Origin of the sequence: Sulfitobacter sp. 1A15106 (assembly GCF_043556995.1) — a bacterium.
GTDB lineage: Bacteria > Pseudomonadota > Alphaproteobacteria > Rhodobacterales > Rhodobacteraceae > Sulfitobacter > Sulfitobacter faviae.
In genome coordinates, this window is sequence record NZ_JBIFFM010000001.1 from 17329 (window position 1) to 34589 (window position 17261).

Sequence of the window (17261 nt, forward strand, 5' to 3'; positions counted from 1 at the left end):
CATGCCCAAACCCTTCACCCCCAAGGTCATCACCGCCAATGCGCTGCTCGAAGGCGATGTCGTCTATCAAACCGCCACCGGCTGGACCCGCAAACTGAGTGAAGCCGAAGTCCTCACCGATGAGGCCGACGCCGACCTGCGCCTGATCGACGCGCTGAGCCAACAGGATTTGGTCGTCGGCGTCTACCTCGCGGATGTGGCCCCCGAAGCGGGCGGCCCCCGCCCCACCCATTTCCGCGAAGAGTTCCGCGCCACCGGCCCCTCGAACTACGCCCACGGCAAACAGGAGACCGTCTGATGTACAGCTACACCGAATTCGACGACAAATTCCTCGCCGAGCGCAACGCCCAGTTCCGCGCCCAGGTCGAGCGCCGCATCGCCGGCTCGCTCACCGAGGATGAGTTCAAACCCCTCCGCCTGATGAACGGCCTCTACCTGCAACTGCACGCCTATATGCTGCGGGTGGCGATCCCCTATGGCACGCTCAACAGCGCCCAGATGGACCAACTCGCCTATATCGCCGAGCGGTGGGACAAGGGTTACGGCCATTTCACCACCCGTCAGAACATCCAGTACAACTGGCCCGAATTGCGCGATGTGCCCGATATGCTCGACGCGCTGGCCGAGGTGAAGCTGCATGCGATCCAGACCTCTGGCAACACGATCCGCAACGTGACGGCGGACCATTTCGCCGGCGCCGCCGCCGATGAGGTCGCAGACCCCCGCCCCGTGGCAGAACTGATCCGCCAGTGGTCCACCGACCACCCGGAATTCCAGTTCCTGCCGCGAAAGTTCAAGGTCGCTGTCACCGGCGCCGCCGCCGACCGTGCGGTGATCAAAGCCCATGACATCGGCCTGCACATCGTCGAACGCGATGGCGAGCAGGGTTTCGAAGTCATCGTCGGCGGCGGTCTTGGCCGCACCCCGATGATCGGCAAGGTGCTCTATGAATTTGTCAGCGCCGACGATCTGCTGCCCACGCTCGAAGCCATTGTCAGCGTCTATAACGTGCTGGGCCGCCGCGACAATAAGTACAAGGCGCGCATCAAGATCACCGTGCACGAGAACGGCATCGAAGACATCCGCGCCCGGGTCGATGCGCAATATGCGCTAATCCGCGACCAGTTCACCGGCGTCGACCAGCAAATGCTGTCGCGTATCAAAGCCGACTTTGCAGCACCCGCGTTCAAAACAGCCTCCCTCGGGGCTTACGAATCCGCCTATACCAACGATCCGGTCTTCCGCGCATGGGCGGATACCAACCTCGCCGCGCACCGCGCGCCCGGCTATGCCATCGTCTCGATCAGCCTCAAGGCCCATGGCGCCACGCCCGGCGACGCGACGGCAGACCAAATGCGCGTCATGGCCGACCTCGCGCGCCGCTTCGGCCATGACGAGCTGCGCATCAGCCACGAGCAGAACGTGATCCTGCCCCATGTGCACCGCAGCGACCTGCCCGAACTGCACGCCGCGCTGAAAGAGGCCAAACTGGCCACCGCCAACATCGGCTTGATCTCGGACATCATCGCCTGCCCCGGCATGGATTACTGCGCACTGGCCACCGCGCGTTCCATCCCCATCGCGCAGGAAATCGCCACCCGTTTCGACGAGTTGAAGCTTGAGCATGACGTGGGCCCGCTCAAGATCAAGATCTCCGGCTGCATCAACGCCTGCGGCCACCACCACGTGGGCCATATCGGCATCCTCGGCCTCGACCGCGCGGGCGTAGAGAACTACCAGATCACGCTCGGCGGTGACGGCACGGAAAGCGCAAGCCTCGGCACCCGCACCGGCCCCGGCTTCTCGGCGGATGAGATCATCCCGGCTATCGAACGCCTCGTTCTGGGCTATCTCGACCTGCGCAACGATCCCGGCGAGACCTTCCTGCAAGCCTACCGCCGCCTCGGCCTCGCGCCATTCAAAGCCGTGCTCTACCCCGAAGCGGCAGAGAAGGATCGGGCCAATGCCGCTTGACACCCCTGAACTTCATCCTTTCTCAAATACCGATGCGCCGCCCCCCGAGGGGCTGCGCGCGGTCGAGGAAAAGGTGGCACGGCTCAACGCCGAGTTGCGCCACCACGGGGCGACGGATGTGATCCGCCGCGCCGATGCGGAGATCGAGAACCTCACCCTCGTCTCCAGCTTCGGCGCGGAATCGGTGGCGCTGTTGCACCTCGCCTCCATGGTCTCGCGGGACATCCCGGTGCTCTTCATCGACACCGAGATGCTCTTTGCCGAAACGCTCGTCTACCAGCAGGAGTTGAGCGAGCGCCTCGGTCTGCGCAATGTCACCACCCTGCGCAGCGCAGAGATCGCAGCACAGGATCCCGATGGCACGCTGCACCAATATGACACCGATGCCTGCTGCGCCCTGCGCAAGACCCGGCCCCTCCAGAGCGCGCTGGCGGGCTATGACGGCTGGATCACCGGGCGTAAACGTTTTCAATCGGGCAGCCGCGCGACCTTGGAGTTTTTCGAGACCGAGATCCCCGAAGACGGTGCCGCACCGCGTATCAAGGTGAACCCGCTGGCCTATTGGGCCACGTCCGACGTGAGCGATTACATCACCGAAAACCGCCTGCCGCGTCACCCGCTGGTGGCACGCGGCTACCCTTCGATCGGCTGCGCGCCCTGCACTTCGCCCGTGGCCCCGGGCGAAGACCCGCGCGCCGGGCGCTGGCGCGATCAGAACAAAGAAGAATGCGGCATCCACTTTGTGAACGGCAAAGTGGTCCGAACAGGAGACAAATCATGAGCGTACTCGTCACCGACACAGGCTTCACCACCGACGACTGGACCCAAGGCTATTGCGAGGATGGCGCCGCGAACGATTGCCGCGCCGTCGATCTCGCCTCTGACGCGGATGCCCATGCCCTCACGCTGACCCCGGCGCTTGAGATGATCCGCGTCGATTTCCCCTCTTTCGCGGATGGGCGCGGCTTTACCATCGCCCGCGTCCTGCGCCTGCGCGGCTACAAGGGCCGCCTGCGCGCCCGCGGGCATGTGTTGGCCGATCAATATGCCATGGCGCGCCGCGCGGGTTTCGATGAGGTCGAGATCGACGATGATCTGGCCGCCCGCCAGCCTGAAGACCAATGGCTGGCCCGCGCCGATTGGCAGGCCCATGACTATCAGTCCCGCCTGCGCGGTGCCGCATCCGGACCGGCGACCGCGGCCAAATAGGCCGCTTCATTGCCCTCCCCCCTTCCTTGCCATAAGTAGAGGCCGCAACCCGATTTGCGGAAACCATGATGACCGAGCAGAGCACAGTGAACCAAACCGCCGCCAAGCCCGTCCCGACATTGCCCGACGCCCAGACCGTGACCTCGGTGACCCACTGGACCGATCAGCTGTTCTCGTTCCGGGTAACCCGGCCCGCTTCCCTGCGGTTCCGCTCGGGTGAATTCGTGATGATTGGCCTGATGGGCGACCCGCATCCCGAAACCGGCAAGCAAAAACCGCTCTTGCGCGCCTATTCCATCGCCTCGCCCGCGTGGGACGATGAGTTGGAGTTCTACTCGATCAAGGTGCAAGACGGCCCGCTGACCTCCAAACTACAGCACATCCAGCCCGGCGATCAGATCATCCTGCGGCCCAAGCCCGTGGGCACACTGGTCCATGACGCGCTTCTGCCCGGCCACCGGCTGTGGATGTTCGCCACCGGCACCGGCTTTGCCCCCTTCGCAAGCCTGCTGCGCGAGCCTGAGACCTATGAGAAATTCGACGAGGTCATCGTCACCCACACCTGCCGCGACGTTGCAGAGCTTGAGTATGGCCGCCAGTTGATCGAAGGGCTGAAGGCCGACGAGCTGATGCAGGAACTCATCGGCCCGGAAAACCTTGCCAAGATTCGCTATTACCCGACCACCACCCGCGAAGAGAGCCCCAAGATGGGCCGGATCACCAATCTTTTGCAGGATGGCACGGTGTTCAAAGATCTGGGCGTGCCCCAGATCAATGCCGCCCATGACCGTGCCATGGTCTGCGGCAGCCTTGGGTTCAACAAGGATATTATGGAGATTCTCGAAGGCTTTGGCCTCACCGAGGGTGCCAATTCCGACCCCCAGCATTTCGTCGTCGAAAAGGCTTTCGTCGGCTAAGCCGAATTAAGCCTTACGAAAGGTCGCAGCGTTATAACCAAGGTGTCGGCGCAGCTTTGCCGACGCTTTGGCAGAACCCTGCGCATCCCGAAAACGCCCCCTTCCGCTGCACTGCGGCAGGGCTTAGCTGACGCCTTGCGAGCGCGGGGGACTGCCGCGCGAAACGCAACCACAGGCGAAAGGCATATCAATGGCGAGCAATGGGACCCCGACCCCAAAGAAAGTCTCCGATCTGGCAACTCAGAAGGCCGACCTGTCCAGCACGGCGCTGATCGGCATCTTCGGCAGCGACAGCACGCCCGGCGCGCTGATCCGCGAAGGTGGCGGTAAAATCTCGCGCGTCGAAGTGGGCGATCAGGTCGCAGGCGGCGTCGTCTCTGCCATCGGGCAAGGGACGTTGGTGCTTTCCAGCCGCCGCGGCAATCAAGTGCTGCGCCTGCCGCAGGGCTGAAACCTTGGGGGAGGCGCGGCGCGCGCCTCTTGACCTGCCGCGCGGGGCAGTGCACATCCCGCGCATGAGCAAGATAGCATTGATCACCGGCGCATCGCGCGGCCTTGGGGCCGCATTGGCAGAAGCCTTGGCCCCCACCCATCACATCATCGCGGTCGGCCGCACGACCGGCGCGTTGGAAGAGTTGGACGACCGCATCCAAGCCAAGGGTGGCAGCGCCACTCTGGCCCCGATGGACATCACCAACGCCGATGCGATGGCGGTGCTTTGCCGGGGCATCCATGACCGCTGGGGCAGCCTTGACCTTTGGCTGCATTGCGCCGTCCATGCCGCTCCGCTGACGCCCACCGATCACATCGACGCCAAGGATATGGAGAAATCCATCGCCGGAAACGTCACCGCCACCGCGCGGCTGATCACCTTTGTCTCGCCGCTTTTGGGGGCGGATGGCACGGCGGTCTTCTTTAACGATCCGCGTGCGGGCACGAAATTCTTCGGCAGCTACGGGGCCACCAAGGCTGCGCAGATCGCGCTGGCGACCTCTTGGCAGGTCGAGACCGCGCAGATCGGCCCCCGTGTCCATATCCTCACGCCCGAGCCGATGCCCACCGCCACCCGCGCCCGCTTCTTCCCCGGTGAAGACCGCGCGGCGCTGAGCGACACCGCCACGCAGGCCGCTGCGGTATTGGCGCAACTGTCGGAAAACTCCGCCTCCTGAACCGCGCGGCACCGGCGCGCTGCGCTTGCCGCCGGTCCGCCCCTCGCCTATCAAGGCAAAAAGGGGCCATTCATGCGTATTTTGATTACAAACGATGACGGCATCAACGCGCCCGGTCTGGCCGTGCTGCGCGCCATTGCCGAGGAACTGGCCGGGCCTGCGGGCGAGGTCTGGACCGTGGCACCGGCGTTTGAGCAATCCGGCGTCGGCCACTGCATCAGCTACACCAAGCCGATGATGATCACGCAATTGGACGAACGCGTCTTCGCCACCGAAGGCTCCCCCGCCGATTGCGTCCTTGCCGCGATCCACGACACGATGACCGCCGCCCCCCCCGATCTGGTACTCTCCGGCGTGAACCGGGGCAATAACGCGGCTGAAAACGCGCTCTATTCCGGCACGCTTGGCGGCGCGATCGAGGCGGCGTTGCAAGGTTTGCCCGCCATCGCCCTGTCGCAATACTACGGCCCCGCCAACCGCGATCTGGCCGACCCTTTTGAGGCCGCCGCCCAGCATGGGGCCGAGACCTGCCGCCGCATTCTGGACCACAGCCCCAAAGAAGACGCGGCCTATGGGCTTTTCTACAACGTGAACTTCCCCCCCGTAGCGGGCGCAGATGTGCGCGGCATCCGGCTTGCGCCGCAGGGCCGCCGCCCCGGCACCGGGTTTTCGACCGAAGCACATCTGTCGCCCTCGGGCCGCCGCTTTTTGTGGATCAAGGGCGGCGACCAGCGCGTGCAAACGGCCCCGGGCAGCGATGCCTGCGTCAACCTTGACGGCTATGTCTCGGTCACCCCGATGCGCTGCGACCTGACGGATCACGCGGCTCTCGAAACGCTGGCGGGCATCAACGGATGAATGAGCCACCCATCTCTGAAGCGGAACGCAAGATGCAGTTCCTCTACGCGCTACGCTCCAAAGGCGTGACCGATGCGCGTGTGCTCACAGCGATGGAAGCGATCGACCGCGGCCCCTTCATCCGCGGCCTCTTTGCCAGCCGCGCCTATGAGGACATGCCCCTGCCCATCGCCTGCGGCCAGACCATCAGCCAACCCTCTGTCGTCGGGCTCATGAGCCAAGCCTTGCAGGTGTCCTCACGCGATAAGGTGCTCGAAATCGGGACTGGCTCGGGCTATCAGGCCGCGATCCTCAGCAAGCTCGCCCGGCGGGTCTATACCATCGACCGGCACCGCCGTCTGGTGCAAGAGGCGCGCGGTGTCTTCGAGGCGATGGATCTGACCAATATCACCGCGATCACCGCCGATGGCAGCTTTGGCCTTGCCGAACAGGCCCCCTTTGACCGGATCATCGTGACCGCCGCCGCCGAAGACCCGCCCGGCCCCCTGCTCGCGCAGCTAAAGGAAGGCGGCATCATGGTGCTGCCCGTCGGCCAATCCGACACGGTCCAACACCTCATCCGCGTGCGAAAGACCGCTGAGGGACTGGAATACGACGAATTGCGTGCCGTGCGCTTTGTCCCCCTGCTGGAAGGCTTGGGCAAGGACGGCTAATAGGTTACAGAGACACGGACAACGCCCCATACCGTCTGGGGGCGAAGATGAGGACTTGCAGATGCGCCAAACACGCTTGCGCCGCTCCATGCGGCTGACCCTAATGGCCGGGACCAGTGCGATACTGCTGGCAGGTTGCGAAAATCAGCCCTTGGATTACGACATGCGCAGCACCTTTGGCGATGGGTTCTCCACCGCTGAAGCCGCGCGCGGGCCTTTGGCAGACCGGCCCAAGCCCGACGCCCGGGGCGTGATCTCTTACCCCAATTACCAAGTCGTCGTCGCCCGCCGGGGCGATACGCTGAAAGACGTGGCCGCGCGTGTGGGCGCCGACGGCGGCGAATTGGCCCGCTACAACGGGATCGATCAGGGCGTCCCGCTCCGCCAGGGTGAGATCATCGCTCTGCCCCGCCGCGTCTCTGAGCCCGCGCCGGGCACCAATGGCGCCGTGGACATTACCACCCTTGCCGGCAGCGCCATCGACCGCGCCCCGGCCACCCCCAGCGTCCAGACCCAAAGCCTGCCGCCCGCAGGCACCACCAGCACGCCTGCGCCGCAGCCCGCGGCACCGCAGGCGAAAGAGCCTGTGCGCCACCGGGTCGAGCGTGGCGAGACCGCCTATACCGTGGCGCGTCTTTACAACGTGCCGGTCAAGGCACTGGCCGAGTGGAACGGCCTCGGCCCCGATTTCGCGATCCGCGAGGGCCAATTCCTGCTGATCCCGGTCGAGAAACAGGCGCCCCCGCGTCAGGCGACCAACACCGCGTCGAGCGCCGCGGCCTCGCGCCCCGTGCAGCCGGTCACCAGCGCGCCCGGCGCAGGCACCCCCACGCCGACGCCGCCCTCCGCCGCCAAACCGCTGCCGCAGGATGAGACCGCACAGCCCCTGCCGCCCAAGGTCGAGCCGAAAGAGCCTGTGGCCGATGTGGGCAAGCCCACCGCCCCGGCAAAGGCGACCAAGATGACCCCGCCGGTCCAAGGCTCCATCATCCGCGCCTATTCCAAGGGCAAGAACGAGGGCATCAACATCAAGGGCAGCCCCGGCGGGCCGGTGAAAGCCGCCGAGGCGGGCACCGTCGCCGCGATTACCAAAAGCGCCGAGGGAATCCCGATCGTCGTAGTGCGCCATGCCAACAACCTGCTCACGGTCTATGCGAATGTCGACGGCGTGAATGTGGCGAAGGGCGATAGCGTCAGCCGGGGTCAACAGATCGCCAAACTGCGCGGCGGGTCGGAATCGCATGTGCATTTCGAGGTGCGCAAAGGTTTTGAGAGCGTCGATCCGACACCCTATATTCAGTAACCAAACGACAAAGGGCCCGCAGAATATGCGGGCCCTTTCGCCAATACCGTCCGGCGCTCAACCGCCCGAAACGGGAACGCCTTTCCGGCCAGCCAAATCCACGAAATATTGCCAAGCCACCCGGCCCGAGCGGGCGCCGCGTGTGGCCTGCCATTCGACAGCCTCGGCGCGCAATGTGTCGTCGTCGATCTCTACGCCGAAGGCATCGCAATAGCCGCGGATCATCGCCAGATATTGGTCCTGATCGCAGGGATGGAACCCCAGCCAGAGCCCGAACCGGTCAGAGAGAGAGACCTTTTCCTCTACCGCTTCGGAAGGATTGATCGCGCTGCCGCGCTCGTTCTCGATCATGTCGCGCGGCATCAGGTGGCGGCGGTTCGATGTGGCATAGAGCACGACATTCTCGGGCCGCCCTTCGATGCCCCCATCCAACACGGCCTTCAGCGATTTGTAATGCGCGTCGTCATGGCCAAAGCTCAGGTCGTCGCAAAACAGGATGAACCGCTGCGAGGCCCCGCGCAGGAGGGACAGAAGCCGCCCGACCGACGGCAGGTCTTCGCGCTGCAATTCAACGATGCGCAATGCTTCATGTGATGCTTGAACATCCGCGTGTATCGCTTTGACAAGGCTGGATTTCCCCATGCCCCGCGCGCCCCAGAGCAGCGCGTTATTCGCAGGCAGCCCCGCCGCGAATTGGCGGGTGTTGGCCAAGAGCGTATCCCGCGCCCGATCCACCCCCACCAAAAGCGGCAGGTCGATCCGCGCGACCTGCGGCACGGGAATTAGACGGTCGGGGTCGGTGTGCCAGACGAAGGCAGTGGCCGCATCGAAGTCCGGGGCGGCAAGCGGCGCGGGAGACATACGCTCCAGCGCCGCCGCGATACGGTCCATCGGATCGTTTATCACAGCAGGTCTTCCTCGTCTTCGTCGTCAAAGTAGCCCTCTTCGCGCAGCTTTTCGTTGCGCTTTGTCTCGACCCGACGCACGAGGAAGATCGAGATTTCGTAAAGGCCATAAACCACCACGAAAAGGATCACCTGCGTGATCACATCCGGCGGCGTGACCAGCGCGGCCAGCACGAGGATCGCCACCACCGCATATTTGCGCACATTGGCCAGACCTTCGGAACTGACCAGCCCCGCCTTGCCCATCAGTGTCAGCAGAACCGGGAGCTGGAAACACAGGCCAAAGGCCACGATGAATTTGATCGTGAGCGACAGATACTCCTGCGCCGAGCCTTGGAAGGCGATGGCGGCGATGCCGTTTTCACCATCCGGCCCACCGACCAGCGTGCCGGCCTGTTGGAAGCCAAGGAAGAAGTCGAAGGCCAGCGGCGTGACGACGTAAAAGGCGAAAGCCGCGCCAAGGAAAAACATCACCGGCGAAGAGATCAGGAAGGGCAGAAAGGCCCCCTTCTCGTTCTTGTAAAGCCCCGGCGCCACGAAGCGCCACAGCTGGTAGCTGATGAAGGGGAAGCCCAGCACCAGACCGCCCAGAAGCGAGATCGAGATGGCGACGAAGAAACCCTCTTGCAGCTTGATCAGGATCAGCCCGCAATCCTCTTGCCCGCGCTCGGCCATGGCCGAGCAGAGCGGTTCTGTTAGGAAGTTGAAGATCGGGTTCCAGACGGTAAAGCAGATCACCATCCCGATGATGAAGGCGATGACCGAATGGATGAGCCGCGTGCGCAGCTCGGCCAGATGCTCGATCAACGGGGCGGAACTGTCGTCGATCTCGTCATAATCGTCGGTGGCGCTCATTCAACTCACTCTTTCTTGGCGGCAGCTTTGGGTGCCGGTGACGTCTTGGCGGCGGCATCGTCCGATGCCGCTTGGGCCTGACCTGCGTCTTTTTCGATCACAGGCCGCGCCGGGGCTTCCTTAGCCGGGGCGGTGTCCGAAAGCTTCGCGTCTGCCGCCTCGGCCTGTGTCATGGCTTCCGCCGCTTCGCGTTGCTTGCGTTCGGCGGCGGCCCGCGCGGTGCTGGCTTGGATCTTCTTCACATCCTCGGCCTTTTGCGCCGCCAGTTTGCCGGTCTCGCTCTCAGGGTCGAAATTGGTCAGTGACCGGGTCGCGTCCTTGACCTCATCCATGGCGCTGCCTAGCGGGTTGCTGGCCGTTTTAAGCGATTTGTTCAGCGACGATGACATCTCGCGCATGCCGCTTTCATCGGCGGCATCGTTCATCGCTTGGCTGAATTCACGCGCCATGCCTTTGGCCTTGCCCACGAATTGCCCGACGCGCCGAAACAGCACGGGCAAGTCCTTGGGGCCGACCACGATCAGGGCCACCACGCCGATGACTAAAAGTTCCGTCCAACCCAGATCGAACATTGGGTTACACCCGGTCCTTGTCGGCCTTCAGGTCGGTCTTGGGATGGGTGCCCTGATCGGCATGTTCCGGCAGGTCAGCATGGTGCACGTCTTCGACATGCTTGATCTCGTCGCGCTTGTTCTCTTCTTCGCCTTCGCTGATGCCTTTCTTGAAGCTGGTGATGCCCTTGCCGACCTCGCCCATGAGCGAGGAAATCTTGCCCCGGCCAAAAAGCACCAGCACGACAACCGCGATCAGCAGCAGGCCCGGCAGTCCGATATTGTTCAACATGTCTGTTCTCCCATCATGTTTGGCGCAGTCTGGTCGCGCCAGTCTGCACCGTGATAGCGGGCGCCGCCGGGACCATGAAGGGGCAATGCGGCGGATGGGCGGTGCTGCGGGCGAAGGACTGCCGATTTTCGCGCGTGCAATTCGAGCTGTGACATGTTTTTGTCAGGAGCGTCAGGAGGCAGCATGGTATCAGCGAAAACCGAAGATCGGCTTGTCCGGCTGATCGACAGGCTGCGGGATGGGCAACTGCACCGGTCCGAGGATCTGGCCCGGCAGTTCGGCGTCTCCACACGCACGATCTACCGCGATATGGGCAAGCTCAGCGCGGCGGGCCTGTCCATCGCTGGGACGCGGGGCGAAGGCTATCGGATCATCCCTGCGATCACCCTACCCCCGCTGACCCTGACGACGGCGGAGTTGGAGGCGCTGAACCTCGGCCTCGCCGTGGCAGCAGAGGTGGGCGACCCCGCCCTGCAAGCCGCAGCAGAAACATTGGCCGCCAAATTCGACGCGGTGCTGCCGACCGAGACCATTGCCGAGGGTGCCGCATGGGCGCAGGCGCTGAGGTCGCAGAGCAAAGCCACGCGGGTTTTCACCCATTTGCCGGTGCTACGCGCGGCGGTGCAGGCCCGCCAAAAGCTGCGGATTGCAGTGATCGGCGAAGCGCCGCAGGTGGTGCGCCCGCTTGAGGTGCGCAATTGGGGGCGGTTCTGGCTGCTGACGGCCTGGAGCGAGGGGGCGGCGGATTTCGTGACCCTGCCGCTTGATCAGATCGAGAGCGCCGAACCCCTACCGGAGTTATTCGTGGACGAGCCGGGCCGAACGCTCGCGGATCATCGCCCCTAACCCCAGATCAACGCCGCCTCAGCCCTTCAATCGCCAGCCGGTTTGCGCGGGCAAAAACGCCTCGACACTGGCCTGCGCGATCACGATGGTATCCTGTCCCGTTTCCACGTTCAGCCCGCCCTTTACCGCGTGCACCTCGGCGCGACCGCGCGGCAGTTTGGCCACCAGCGCGTCGACATCCACCTTCTCAGGCTCTTGCACCGCGACGGTGACCTGCACGCGCATCTGATCCGGCGTCACCTCTAGCGCGCCGAACAGCGGCAGGGACGAATGGCGCAGGGCATCCTCGATCGCGCGGGCGGCGGCTTTGGTATAGTCCATCCCATGCAGATCGTTGCCCATGCCCATTTCGATGATGATCCGCTGCTCAGTCATCGGCACGCTCCATCTCGAAGCCGACGGAGAGCGCCACATTGGCCATAACCGTCGGGTTCCCTTCCCCTTCGGGGCGCGGCACGTCGAGGCCGCCGTGATGCAGCTTCACCGTCACCTCGCCATAGGGAAAGACCGCGCGCAGCGCTTCGGCATCCACCAGATCCGGGCGCTGCACACCCACGTCGAGGGTGATGCGCATGGCCGACTTATCAAAACCGAAAAGCTCGGCCAGATTGATCGAATTGTGCCACAGCGCATCCTGCACCGCGCGTTTCGCGGCCTGCGTATAATCACCGCGCCGCAGGGAAGAGCCCATGCCGAATTCCACCAAAAGCGGCTTCATGAGGTCACCGGAAAGACAAAGCAACGATCGCGGCGCACGGTCAGCCACATGACGGCGCCGGGTTGCGGCAGAAAGACATTGGGCACCGTGGCCTTGAGCCGTGATCCGTCCTCCTCCAGTACGAATTCCACGAGGCTTTCGTTGCCCATAAAACGCGCGCGTTCCACCACCGCCCGGGCCGGTGTGCCATCGGTCGCCGTCGGGCGCGGCCCCTTGCCCGCCCGGTCAAAATCGATGCGCAGGTGTTGCGGGCGAAAGACGATATTTACGGGCGTGCCGTCGGGCACCCCGGGGGCAAGGAATTGGCCAAAGACCGTATCGGCCAATGCCCCGGTCACCGTGGCCTCAAGCACATTGGCATCGCTGAAAAAGGCGACGGAGGCGCGGTCGGCGGGCCGCGTATAGACGTTGTAGGGCGCCCCTTGCTGCACGATCTTGCCGTCGCGCATCAGCGCAATCTCATCAGCCATGCGCATCGCCTCGTCCGGCTCATGGGTGACCAGCAAAACGGCGGTGTCCTCTTCCTTGAGGATGCTCAGCGTCTCGTCGCGGATGCCATCACGCAGGCGGTTGTCGAGACCGGAAAACGGTTCATCCATCAGCATGATACGCGGCTGCGGCGCCAGCGCGCGGGCCAGGGCCACGCGCTGCTGCTCCCCGCCCGAAAGCTGGTGCGGGTATCCGTCGATATAGCGCAGCAGGTCCACCCGTTCGAGCAGTTCTTTGATCCGCGCGCGTTTCTCCTCACGCGTGCCTTTCTTGAGGCCAAAGCCCACGTTGTCGGCCACGCTCAGATGCGGGAACAGGGCGAAATCTTGGAACATCAGCCCGATCTCGCGCCGCTCGGGCGGGACGCGGAACATGGTGTCGCAGATCAGTTTGCCGTCGACATGGATCGTGCCGCTGTCTTGCATCTCAACGCCCGCGATCATGCGCAACGTGGTGGATTTGCCGCAGCCCGAGGGGCCAAGCAGACAGGTCACCTGCCCCGGCAAGATCTGCAGGGATACGTCATCGACCACCTGCCGCCCGCCATAGGCGCGGCGCAGGTTGCGGATTTCCAGACGGGGGGTGGGGTCACTCATGGAGGCTGCGGTATCCGATCAAATCGCTCGGAAACCCAGCTATCAGCCCCGCCGCGCCCCCGCAAGCACCGCCGCGAACCCGGCCAGCAGCACGAAGATGCAGATCACCAACAATTGCTCGTATTTATGCCCCTCGGGCAGAAGTGCCGCGACCCATCCCCAGCCCCGCGCGAAATAGGCCGCAGCCCCCAGCATCGCGGCGGCAAAGGCAACAAGGTAGCTCCAGACCGGGATCGCGCGCCCCGCCACCAGCCCGATGAGCAGCACCGGGGTGAGGAACATCGACGCGGTGCCGCTCACCGCCACGGCATCAAAAAGCGTGGCGTTGCCCCAAAGCGTCAGCAGCGCACCAAGCGCCATGAACCCCGCCATCACCAGCCGCCCGCCCGCCAGGCTGCGCGGCGCAATGCGCCATTCCTCAACCATCAGCCGCGCGGCAGAGGCGAGCGCCGAGTCGAGCGTCGACAGCGCCGAGACCAGCAGCGACAGCATCAGCGCCACGAAAATCCAGCCCGGGAACATTTGCCCCCATGTGCCGATCAACTCACCCTCATAGGCCGCGCCGGTCAGGCTGGCTTGGATGCCGAAAAAGCCAAAACCAATGATGCAAAGGGTCGAAATCCAGAAGGCATGGAGGAAAGACGCCCGGGTGGTCGCCTCATCCGCGAGAAAGCCGCGGTCCATCATCACCGGGTCATGCGCCGGGTAGGAAAAGACCTGCAACAGCGCCACGACCAAGAGCACCCAGCCGTTGTAGGAGCCAGAGGCTCCTGGCGCGCTCAGCACCGCGCCAAGCTCGAACCCCGGGCTCAGCAGCAGCGCCCCGAGCGCAAGGCCGAAGACGATGAGAAAGACCAGCATTTGTACCACATCCGTACGCAGCGCGGCGGAAAGCCCGCCCCACGCCGAATAGCCAAAACCAAGGGCGGCGACGATCAGCACAGCCAGCGTACCCGACCCGGGCCAGACGGCTTCGAAAATCAGCGCGACGACCAAGAGATTGGCAAAAACCTCGGACAGCAGCCGCAGCCCGATCACGAGGTTATAGGCCGCCGTGCCCGCGCTCCCGAAATGCCCCGCCAGCCAGTCCTGCACCGACCGCGCGCCGCCGCGGCGCAGGTGACCCACGATGAAGCCGCCCGTCAGGAAAGACCCATAATAGGCCGCATAGGCCAGTGTGCCCGCGATGCCGTAGAAATAGCCCAAGATCGCCGCGTTCATCAGGCTGCGGGCGAAAATCCACGTGGTGACTTGGCTCAGCACCAGCACCGAAAGCCCCGGCGCGCGGCCTGCCGCATTGGCCCCGCCAAAGAAGCCTTCGACCGTCGCGCGGCGCGGTGCCACCAAGAGGCTGGCAAGGATCACGGCTGCGAAAAGAAGGACAAGAACAGTGGTTTGCATGGGCGGTGGACCTTTTGCGAGAAGCTGATCCACAAGGGTTAGCCGCCGCCTGCAATCCGGGCCAGCACTGAAACCGCTGCTGTCAGGAATGTGATCCGCCGCGACGGGTCATGGCCGGGACGCGCGCCCCGGCCATGGAGGGTTTACATGGTCAGATTGGTGCCGCCGCCATCCAGCAGCAGGTTCTGCCCCACGATGAAGCCCGCGTGCTGCGAACAAAGGAAGGCACAGGTCGCGCCGAACTCCTCACGGGTGCCATAGCGCCCCGCGGGGATGCCCGCCTGACGCTCGGCGCGGGCTTCGTCCAGCGTGATGCCCTTTTGCTTAACCACATTGGCGTCGAGCGAATCTGCCCGGTCGGTCGCATGAATGCCCGGCAGAAGGTTGTTAATCGTAACCCCCTTGCCCGCCACCTGCCGCGCGGTGCCCGCGACATAGCCGGTAAGCCCGGTGCGGGCGGAGTTGCTCAGCCCCAGCACTGGGATCGGCGCGCGCACCGACTGGCTGGTGATGTTGATGACCCGGCCCCAGCCGCGCTCCATCATGGCCGGCACCAGCGCTTTGATTAGCGCGATGGGGGCCAGCATATTGGCGTCGAGCGCCTTAATAAAATCCTCGCGGTCCCAATCCTGCCACATGCCCGGAGGCGGGCCGCCCGCGTTGTTGACCAGAATGTCACAGCCCTCTGCCGCCTTGATGACCAGCGCTTGCCCCTCTTCCGTGGCCACATCCGCCGCGACCGTGGTGACTTCGACGCCGTGTTCCTGACGGATGCGCTCGGCCGACGCCTCAAGCGCCTCTGCGCCACGGGCATTCATCACAAGGTTCACCCCTGCCGCCGCCAGCGCCTCGGCGCAGCCAAGGCCGAGCCCCTTGGACGAGGCACAGACCAGCGCCTTCTTCCCTTTGATTCCCAAATCCATTTTGATTCCTCCTATGCATTTGCATATGCCTACCACGCCGCGCCGCCAATGCCAGCAAATCACCCGAGCCTTGACCCATCCGGGCCACAATTCTAACCTATCTCACTGGCGAAAGCCCCTGAACCAAAGGCCCGTCATGTCCCCCAGCCGCACCGCCCCCGCACAGAACCTCGCCGTCTACCGCGGCGGGGAATTTCGCGCGAGCGATGGGGCCAATATGGGCGATGCGCTGTCCTTTGCCGCCGAATTGGTCCTCGATGATGTCTATGAGTTGGACCGCGCGGCGGAGCCGCAGCGCCTGTCACTGCTAACCCTGCCCGGCGATCAATTCCGCCTTACTGAGGATACCGGCGTGGGCCGCCCCGGGGGCGATCTGCATCTCGACAGCCTGCTGACGCTGATGTCGCCCGACGGGCAGACCCAAGAGGCGCTGCTGCTGGTGGAGGTCGATCAACACGGTCACGCGGCAGAGGTTTACCTTTTGCCGTTTGGCCCGCTGACACCGCAGACGGGCTACCGGATCGTGGGCATCGACACCCAGACCGCGCGGCAAAAGTTCGGCCAGCTGGCCTGCGTCTCTTTCACGCGCGGCACCCATATCTCGCTCAGCACCGGCGAGCTACGGCCCATCGAAAACCTGCGCGTGGGGGACCGGATCCTAACCCGCGATGATGGCGTACAAACCCTGCGCTGGATCGGGCAGAGCACCCTGCGCGCGGTGGGCGAGTTTGCCCCGATCCGCATCCGGGCAGGCACGCTCAACAACGAACACGACCTGATCGTCAGCCCCGATCACCGGCTGTTCATCTATCAACGCAGCGATGAGATGGGCGCGGGCCGGTCCGAATTGCTGGTCAAGGCGCGGCATCTGGTCAATGGCGACAGCGTGACGGTGCAGGACGGCGGATTCGTCGACTACTTCCAACTGCTCTTTGACGGGCATCAGATCATCTATGCCGAAGGCATCGCCGCCGAATCCATGTTGGTCGACAGCCGCACCCGCTCGGTCTTGCCGCCGGAAATGGCCGAAGCCTTGGGCGAGGTGATCCCCGGCCATTCCGATCTGCCCCATGCCGGGCTTGATCTGGCAGAGGCTTTGCTTGACCGCCCCAACGCGGCGGCGCTGCTGCGCAAAGCCTCAACCCGTTAAGCTGCCTCGACGGCGTAGTGGAACTCCTCCCGGACGATCTTGCCGTCTTTGACGTGGTAAACGCCGATCTCTTCCATCTGGAACCGCTCACCGCTTTGCTTGTCGGTGGCATCGACCTTGAACATCGCGCTGAACTGACTGTCGCCAAAGTAGAACGGGCCGATCACCTCGGTGCTATGTTCCTCCATCGCGTTCTCCCTCCAGTCGTGCTTGCCGTGGATGGCCTTGACCCCATGGGTCTCTCGCCCCTGTCCGCCCATATCAGCGGCTTCGACCGAGACGGCATCGTCGGCATAGAGCCGATCAAGGTTCGCACGCACCGCAGCATCCCCCGCACGGCAGCCCGAGACCAATTCGCGGGCAATCTCTTTCAGTTCCATCGCATCCCCTCCGTGTACCCCTTATGTTCTCACCCTACGCCACCCAGCGATTCGCAGCAATGGCCAGATTGC

General features: G+C 64.2%; 22 protein-coding genes. 12 read left to right on the forward strand and 10 right to left on the reverse strand.

All coding sequences use genetic code 11. The features are described from left to right. Window position 1 precedes the first annotated feature (1 nt). The 10 genes from ACGYKA_RS00095 to ACGYKA_RS00140 all read left to right on the forward strand — a co-directional run bounded on the left by ACGYKA_RS00095 (window position 2) and on the right by ACGYKA_RS00140 (window position 8083). Window positions 2-298 carry a DUF2849 domain-containing protein gene (locus ACGYKA_RS00095; protein WP_136720162.1) on the forward strand — a complete coding sequence of 99 codons (297 nt, stop codon included), beginning with the start codon at window positions 2-4 and terminating at the stop codon, window positions 296-298. Continuing rightward, the gene (locus tag ACGYKA_RS00100; protein WP_394410404.1) at window positions 298-1974 is read left to right on the forward strand and encodes a nitrite/sulfite reductase; all 1677 of its coding nucleotides are present in this window, start codon (window positions 298-300) and stop codon (window positions 1972-1974) included. Before ACGYKA_RS00095 ends, ACGYKA_RS00100 begins: the two co-directional genes overlap by 1 nt. Further along, window positions 1964-2755 (forward strand): phosphoadenylyl-sulfate reductase, encoded by a 792-nt coding sequence (locus tag ACGYKA_RS00105; RefSeq protein WP_394410401.1) that lies wholly within the window; start codon window positions 1964-1966, stop codon window positions 2753-2755. The genes ACGYKA_RS00100 and ACGYKA_RS00105 overlap by 11 nt, the downstream gene beginning before the upstream one ends. Next, window positions 2752-3183: a DUF934 domain-containing protein gene (locus ACGYKA_RS00110; RefSeq protein ID WP_394410399.1), complete on the forward strand. Its 432-nt coding sequence runs from the start codon at window positions 2752-2754 to the stop codon at window positions 3181-3183. The genes ACGYKA_RS00105 and ACGYKA_RS00110 overlap by 4 nt, the downstream gene beginning before the upstream one ends. A gap of 68 nt (window positions 3184-3251) precedes the next feature. After that, window positions 3252-4100, forward strand: coding sequence for a ferredoxin--NADP reductase (locus ACGYKA_RS00115; RefSeq protein WP_394410396.1), 849 nt, complete (start codon window positions 3252-3254; stop codon window positions 4098-4100). A gap of 190 nt (window positions 4101-4290) precedes the next feature. After that, window positions 4291-4551, forward strand: a complete 261-nt coding sequence (locus tag ACGYKA_RS00120) for a pilus assembly protein PilZ (protein ID WP_067267925.1) — start codon at window positions 4291-4293, stop codon at window positions 4549-4551. 64 nt (window positions 4552-4615) lie between these two features. Beyond that, window positions 4616-5269, forward strand: a complete 654-nt coding sequence (locus tag ACGYKA_RS00125) for an SDR family NAD(P)-dependent oxidoreductase (protein WP_394410393.1) — start codon at window positions 4616-4618, stop codon at window positions 5267-5269. Window positions 5270-5341: 72 nt separating this feature from the next. After that, window positions 5342-6127, forward strand: coding sequence for a 5'/3'-nucleotidase SurE (surE, locus tag ACGYKA_RS00130; RefSeq protein ID WP_394410390.1), 786 nt, complete (start codon window positions 5342-5344; stop codon window positions 6125-6127). Beyond that, window positions 6124-6780, forward strand: a complete 657-nt coding sequence (locus ACGYKA_RS00135; protein ID WP_394410387.1) for a protein-L-isoaspartate(D-aspartate) O-methyltransferase — start codon at window positions 6124-6126, stop codon at window positions 6778-6780. The genes surE and ACGYKA_RS00135 overlap by 4 nt, the downstream gene beginning before the upstream one ends. A 61-nt stretch (window positions 6781-6841) precedes the next feature. Further along, the gene (locus ACGYKA_RS00140) at window positions 6842-8083 is read left to right on the forward strand and encodes a peptidoglycan DD-metalloendopeptidase family protein (protein ID WP_394410384.1); all 1242 of its coding nucleotides are present in this window, start codon (window positions 6842-6844) and stop codon (window positions 8081-8083) included. Between the two features lie 57 nt (window positions 8084-8140). Here ACGYKA_RS00140 and ACGYKA_RS00145 read toward each other — a convergent pair whose 3' ends face one another. From ACGYKA_RS00145 to ACGYKA_RS00160, 4 genes are read right to left on the reverse strand one after another with little or no spacing between them, the layout of a single operon-like run. Then, complete coding sequence (locus ACGYKA_RS00145; RefSeq protein WP_394410381.1) at window positions 8141-8989, reverse strand: ATP-binding protein; 849 nt, start codon at window positions 8987-8989, stop codon at window positions 8141-8143. Then, the gene (gene tatC / locus ACGYKA_RS00150; protein WP_067267932.1) at window positions 8986-9843 is read right to left on the reverse strand and encodes a twin-arginine translocase subunit TatC; all 858 of its coding nucleotides are present in this window, start codon (window positions 9841-9843) and stop codon (window positions 8986-8988) included. The genes ACGYKA_RS00145 and tatC overlap by 4 nt, the downstream gene beginning before the upstream one ends. Before the next feature lie 5 nt (window positions 9844-9848). Continuing rightward, window positions 9849-10415 carry a Sec-independent protein translocase protein TatB gene (gene tatB, locus ACGYKA_RS00155; protein ID WP_394410378.1) on the reverse strand — a complete coding sequence of 189 codons (567 nt, stop codon included), beginning with the start codon at window positions 10413-10415 and terminating at the stop codon, window positions 9849-9851. A gap of 4 nt (window positions 10416-10419) precedes the next feature. Next, window positions 10420-10686 (reverse strand): twin-arginine translocase TatA/TatE family subunit, encoded by a 267-nt coding sequence (locus ACGYKA_RS00160; RefSeq protein WP_067268177.1) that lies wholly within the window; start codon window positions 10684-10686, stop codon window positions 10420-10422. Window positions 10687-10869: 183 nt separating this feature from the next. Here ACGYKA_RS00160 and ACGYKA_RS00165 point away from each other — a divergent pair, with 183 nt between their 5' ends. Further along, a complete protein-coding gene (locus ACGYKA_RS00165) occupies window positions 10870-11532 on the forward strand; it encodes a helix-turn-helix transcriptional regulator (protein ID WP_394410375.1) in 663 nt (220 codons plus the stop codon). Window positions 11533-11550: 18 nt separating this feature from the next. On the opposite strand, the gene ACGYKA_RS00170 is transcribed toward ACGYKA_RS00165, so the two are convergent. The 5 genes from ACGYKA_RS00170 to ACGYKA_RS00190 all read right to left on the reverse strand — a co-directional run bounded on the left by ACGYKA_RS00170 (window position 11551) and on the right by ACGYKA_RS00190 (window position 15659). Beyond that, entirely contained in the window at window positions 11551-11907 is a 357-nt protein-coding gene (locus ACGYKA_RS00170; protein ID WP_394410373.1) for a Lin0512 family protein, read from the reverse strand. Continuing rightward, window positions 11900-12250, reverse strand: coding sequence for a Lin0512 family protein (locus ACGYKA_RS00175; protein WP_394410370.1), 351 nt, complete (start codon window positions 12248-12250; stop codon window positions 11900-11902). The genes ACGYKA_RS00170 and ACGYKA_RS00175 overlap by 8 nt, the downstream gene beginning before the upstream one ends. Further along, window positions 12247-13335, reverse strand: coding sequence for an ABC transporter ATP-binding protein (locus ACGYKA_RS00180; RefSeq protein WP_394410368.1), 1089 nt, complete (start codon window positions 13333-13335; stop codon window positions 12247-12249). Before ACGYKA_RS00180 ends, ACGYKA_RS00175 begins: the two co-directional genes overlap by 4 nt. A 42-nt stretch (window positions 13336-13377) precedes the next feature. Further along, window positions 13378-14736: a sodium:proline symporter gene (locus ACGYKA_RS00185; protein WP_394417303.1), complete on the reverse strand. Its 1359-nt coding sequence runs from the start codon at window positions 14734-14736 to the stop codon at window positions 13378-13380. Window positions 14737-14879: 143 nt separating this feature from the next. Next, the gene (locus tag ACGYKA_RS00190) at window positions 14880-15659 is read right to left on the reverse strand and encodes an SDR family oxidoreductase (RefSeq protein WP_394410362.1); all 780 of its coding nucleotides are present in this window, start codon (window positions 15657-15659) and stop codon (window positions 14880-14882) included. A 136-nt stretch (window positions 15660-15795) separates the two neighbouring features. Between ACGYKA_RS00190 and ACGYKA_RS00195 the strand changes: the two genes are divergently transcribed. Further along, window positions 15796-16809 carry a Hint domain-containing protein gene (locus tag ACGYKA_RS00195; protein ID WP_394410359.1) on the forward strand — a complete coding sequence of 338 codons (1014 nt, stop codon included), beginning with the start codon at window positions 15796-15798 and terminating at the stop codon, window positions 16807-16809. Here ACGYKA_RS00195 and ACGYKA_RS00200 read toward each other — a convergent pair. After that, window positions 16806-17189 carry a SnoaL-like domain-containing protein gene (locus ACGYKA_RS00200; protein ID WP_394410356.1) on the reverse strand — a complete coding sequence of 128 codons (384 nt, stop codon included), beginning with the start codon at window positions 17187-17189 and terminating at the stop codon, window positions 16806-16808. The genes ACGYKA_RS00195 and ACGYKA_RS00200 overlap by 4 nt on opposite strands. Between the last annotated feature and the right edge of the window lie 72 nt (window positions 17190-17261).

What these genes read in the sequence shown, in the direction of transcription:
- ACGYKA_RS00160 (WP_067268177.1), bottom strand. Translation starts at nt 10,686, where the DNA reads ATGTTGAACAATATCGGACTGCCGGGCCTGCTGCTGATCGCGGTTGTC.
- surE (WP_394410390.1), top strand. Translation starts at nt 5,342, where the DNA reads ATGCGTATTTTGATTACAAACGATGACGGCATCAACGCGCCCGGTCTG.
- ACGYKA_RS00185 (WP_394417303.1), bottom strand. Translation starts at nt 14,736, where the DNA reads ATGCAAACCACTGTTCTTGTCCTTCTTTTCGCAGCCGTGATCCTTGCC.
- tatB (WP_394410378.1), bottom strand. Translation starts at nt 10,415, where the DNA reads ATGTTCGATCTGGGTTGGACGGAACTTTTAGTCATCGGCGTGGTGGCC.
- ACGYKA_RS00115 (WP_394410396.1), top strand. Translation starts at nt 3,252, where the DNA reads ATGACCGAGCAGAGCACAGTGAACCAAACCGCCGCCAAGCCCGTCCCG.
- tatC (WP_067267932.1), bottom strand. Translation starts at nt 9,843, where the DNA reads ATGAGCGCCACCGACGATTATGACGAGATCGACGACAGTTCCGCCCCG.
- ACGYKA_RS00120 (WP_067267925.1), top strand. Translation starts at nt 4,291, where the DNA reads ATGGCGAGCAATGGGACCCCGACCCCAAAGAAAGTCTCCGATCTGGCA.
- ACGYKA_RS00105 (WP_394410401.1), top strand. Translation starts at nt 1,964, where the DNA reads ATGCCGCTTGACACCCCTGAACTTCATCCTTTCTCAAATACCGATGCG.
- ACGYKA_RS00200 (WP_394410356.1), bottom strand. Translation starts at nt 17,189, where the DNA reads ATGGAACTGAAAGAGATTGCCCGCGAATTGGTCTCGGGCTGCCGTGCG.
- ACGYKA_RS00140 (WP_394410384.1), top strand. Translation starts at nt 6,842, where the DNA reads ATGCGCCAAACACGCTTGCGCCGCTCCATGCGGCTGACCCTAATGGCC.
- ACGYKA_RS00195 (WP_394410359.1), top strand. Translation starts at nt 15,796, where the DNA reads ATGTCCCCCAGCCGCACCGCCCCCGCACAGAACCTCGCCGTCTACCGC.
- ACGYKA_RS00135 (WP_394410387.1), top strand. Translation starts at nt 6,124, where the DNA reads ATGAATGAGCCACCCATCTCTGAAGCGGAACGCAAGATGCAGTTCCTC.
- ACGYKA_RS00110 (WP_394410399.1), top strand. Translation starts at nt 2,752, where the DNA reads ATGAGCGTACTCGTCACCGACACAGGCTTCACCACCGACGACTGGACC.
- ACGYKA_RS00165 (WP_394410375.1), top strand. Translation starts at nt 10,870, where the DNA reads ATGGTATCAGCGAAAACCGAAGATCGGCTTGTCCGGCTGATCGACAGG.
- ACGYKA_RS00190 (WP_394410362.1), bottom strand. Translation starts at nt 15,659, where the DNA reads ATGGATTTGGGAATCAAAGGGAAGAAGGCGCTGGTCTGTGCCTCGTCC.
- ACGYKA_RS00180 (WP_394410368.1), bottom strand. Translation starts at nt 13,335, where the DNA reads ATGAGTGACCCCACCCCCCGTCTGGAAATCCGCAACCTGCGCCGCGCC.
- ACGYKA_RS00175 (WP_394410370.1), bottom strand. Translation starts at nt 12,250, where the DNA reads ATGAAGCCGCTTTTGGTGGAATTCGGCATGGGCTCTTCCCTGCGGCGC.
- ACGYKA_RS00170 (WP_394410373.1), bottom strand. Translation starts at nt 11,907, where the DNA reads ATGACTGAGCAGCGGATCATCATCGAAATGGGCATGGGCAACGATCTG.
- ACGYKA_RS00100 (WP_394410404.1), top strand. Translation starts at nt 298, where the DNA reads ATGTACAGCTACACCGAATTCGACGACAAATTCCTCGCCGAGCGCAAC.
- ACGYKA_RS00095 (WP_136720162.1), top strand. Translation starts at nt 2, where the DNA reads ATGCCCAAACCCTTCACCCCCAAGGTCATCACCGCCAATGCGCTGCTC.
- ACGYKA_RS00125 (WP_394410393.1), top strand. Translation starts at nt 4,616, where the DNA reads ATGAGCAAGATAGCATTGATCACCGGCGCATCGCGCGGCCTTGGGGCC.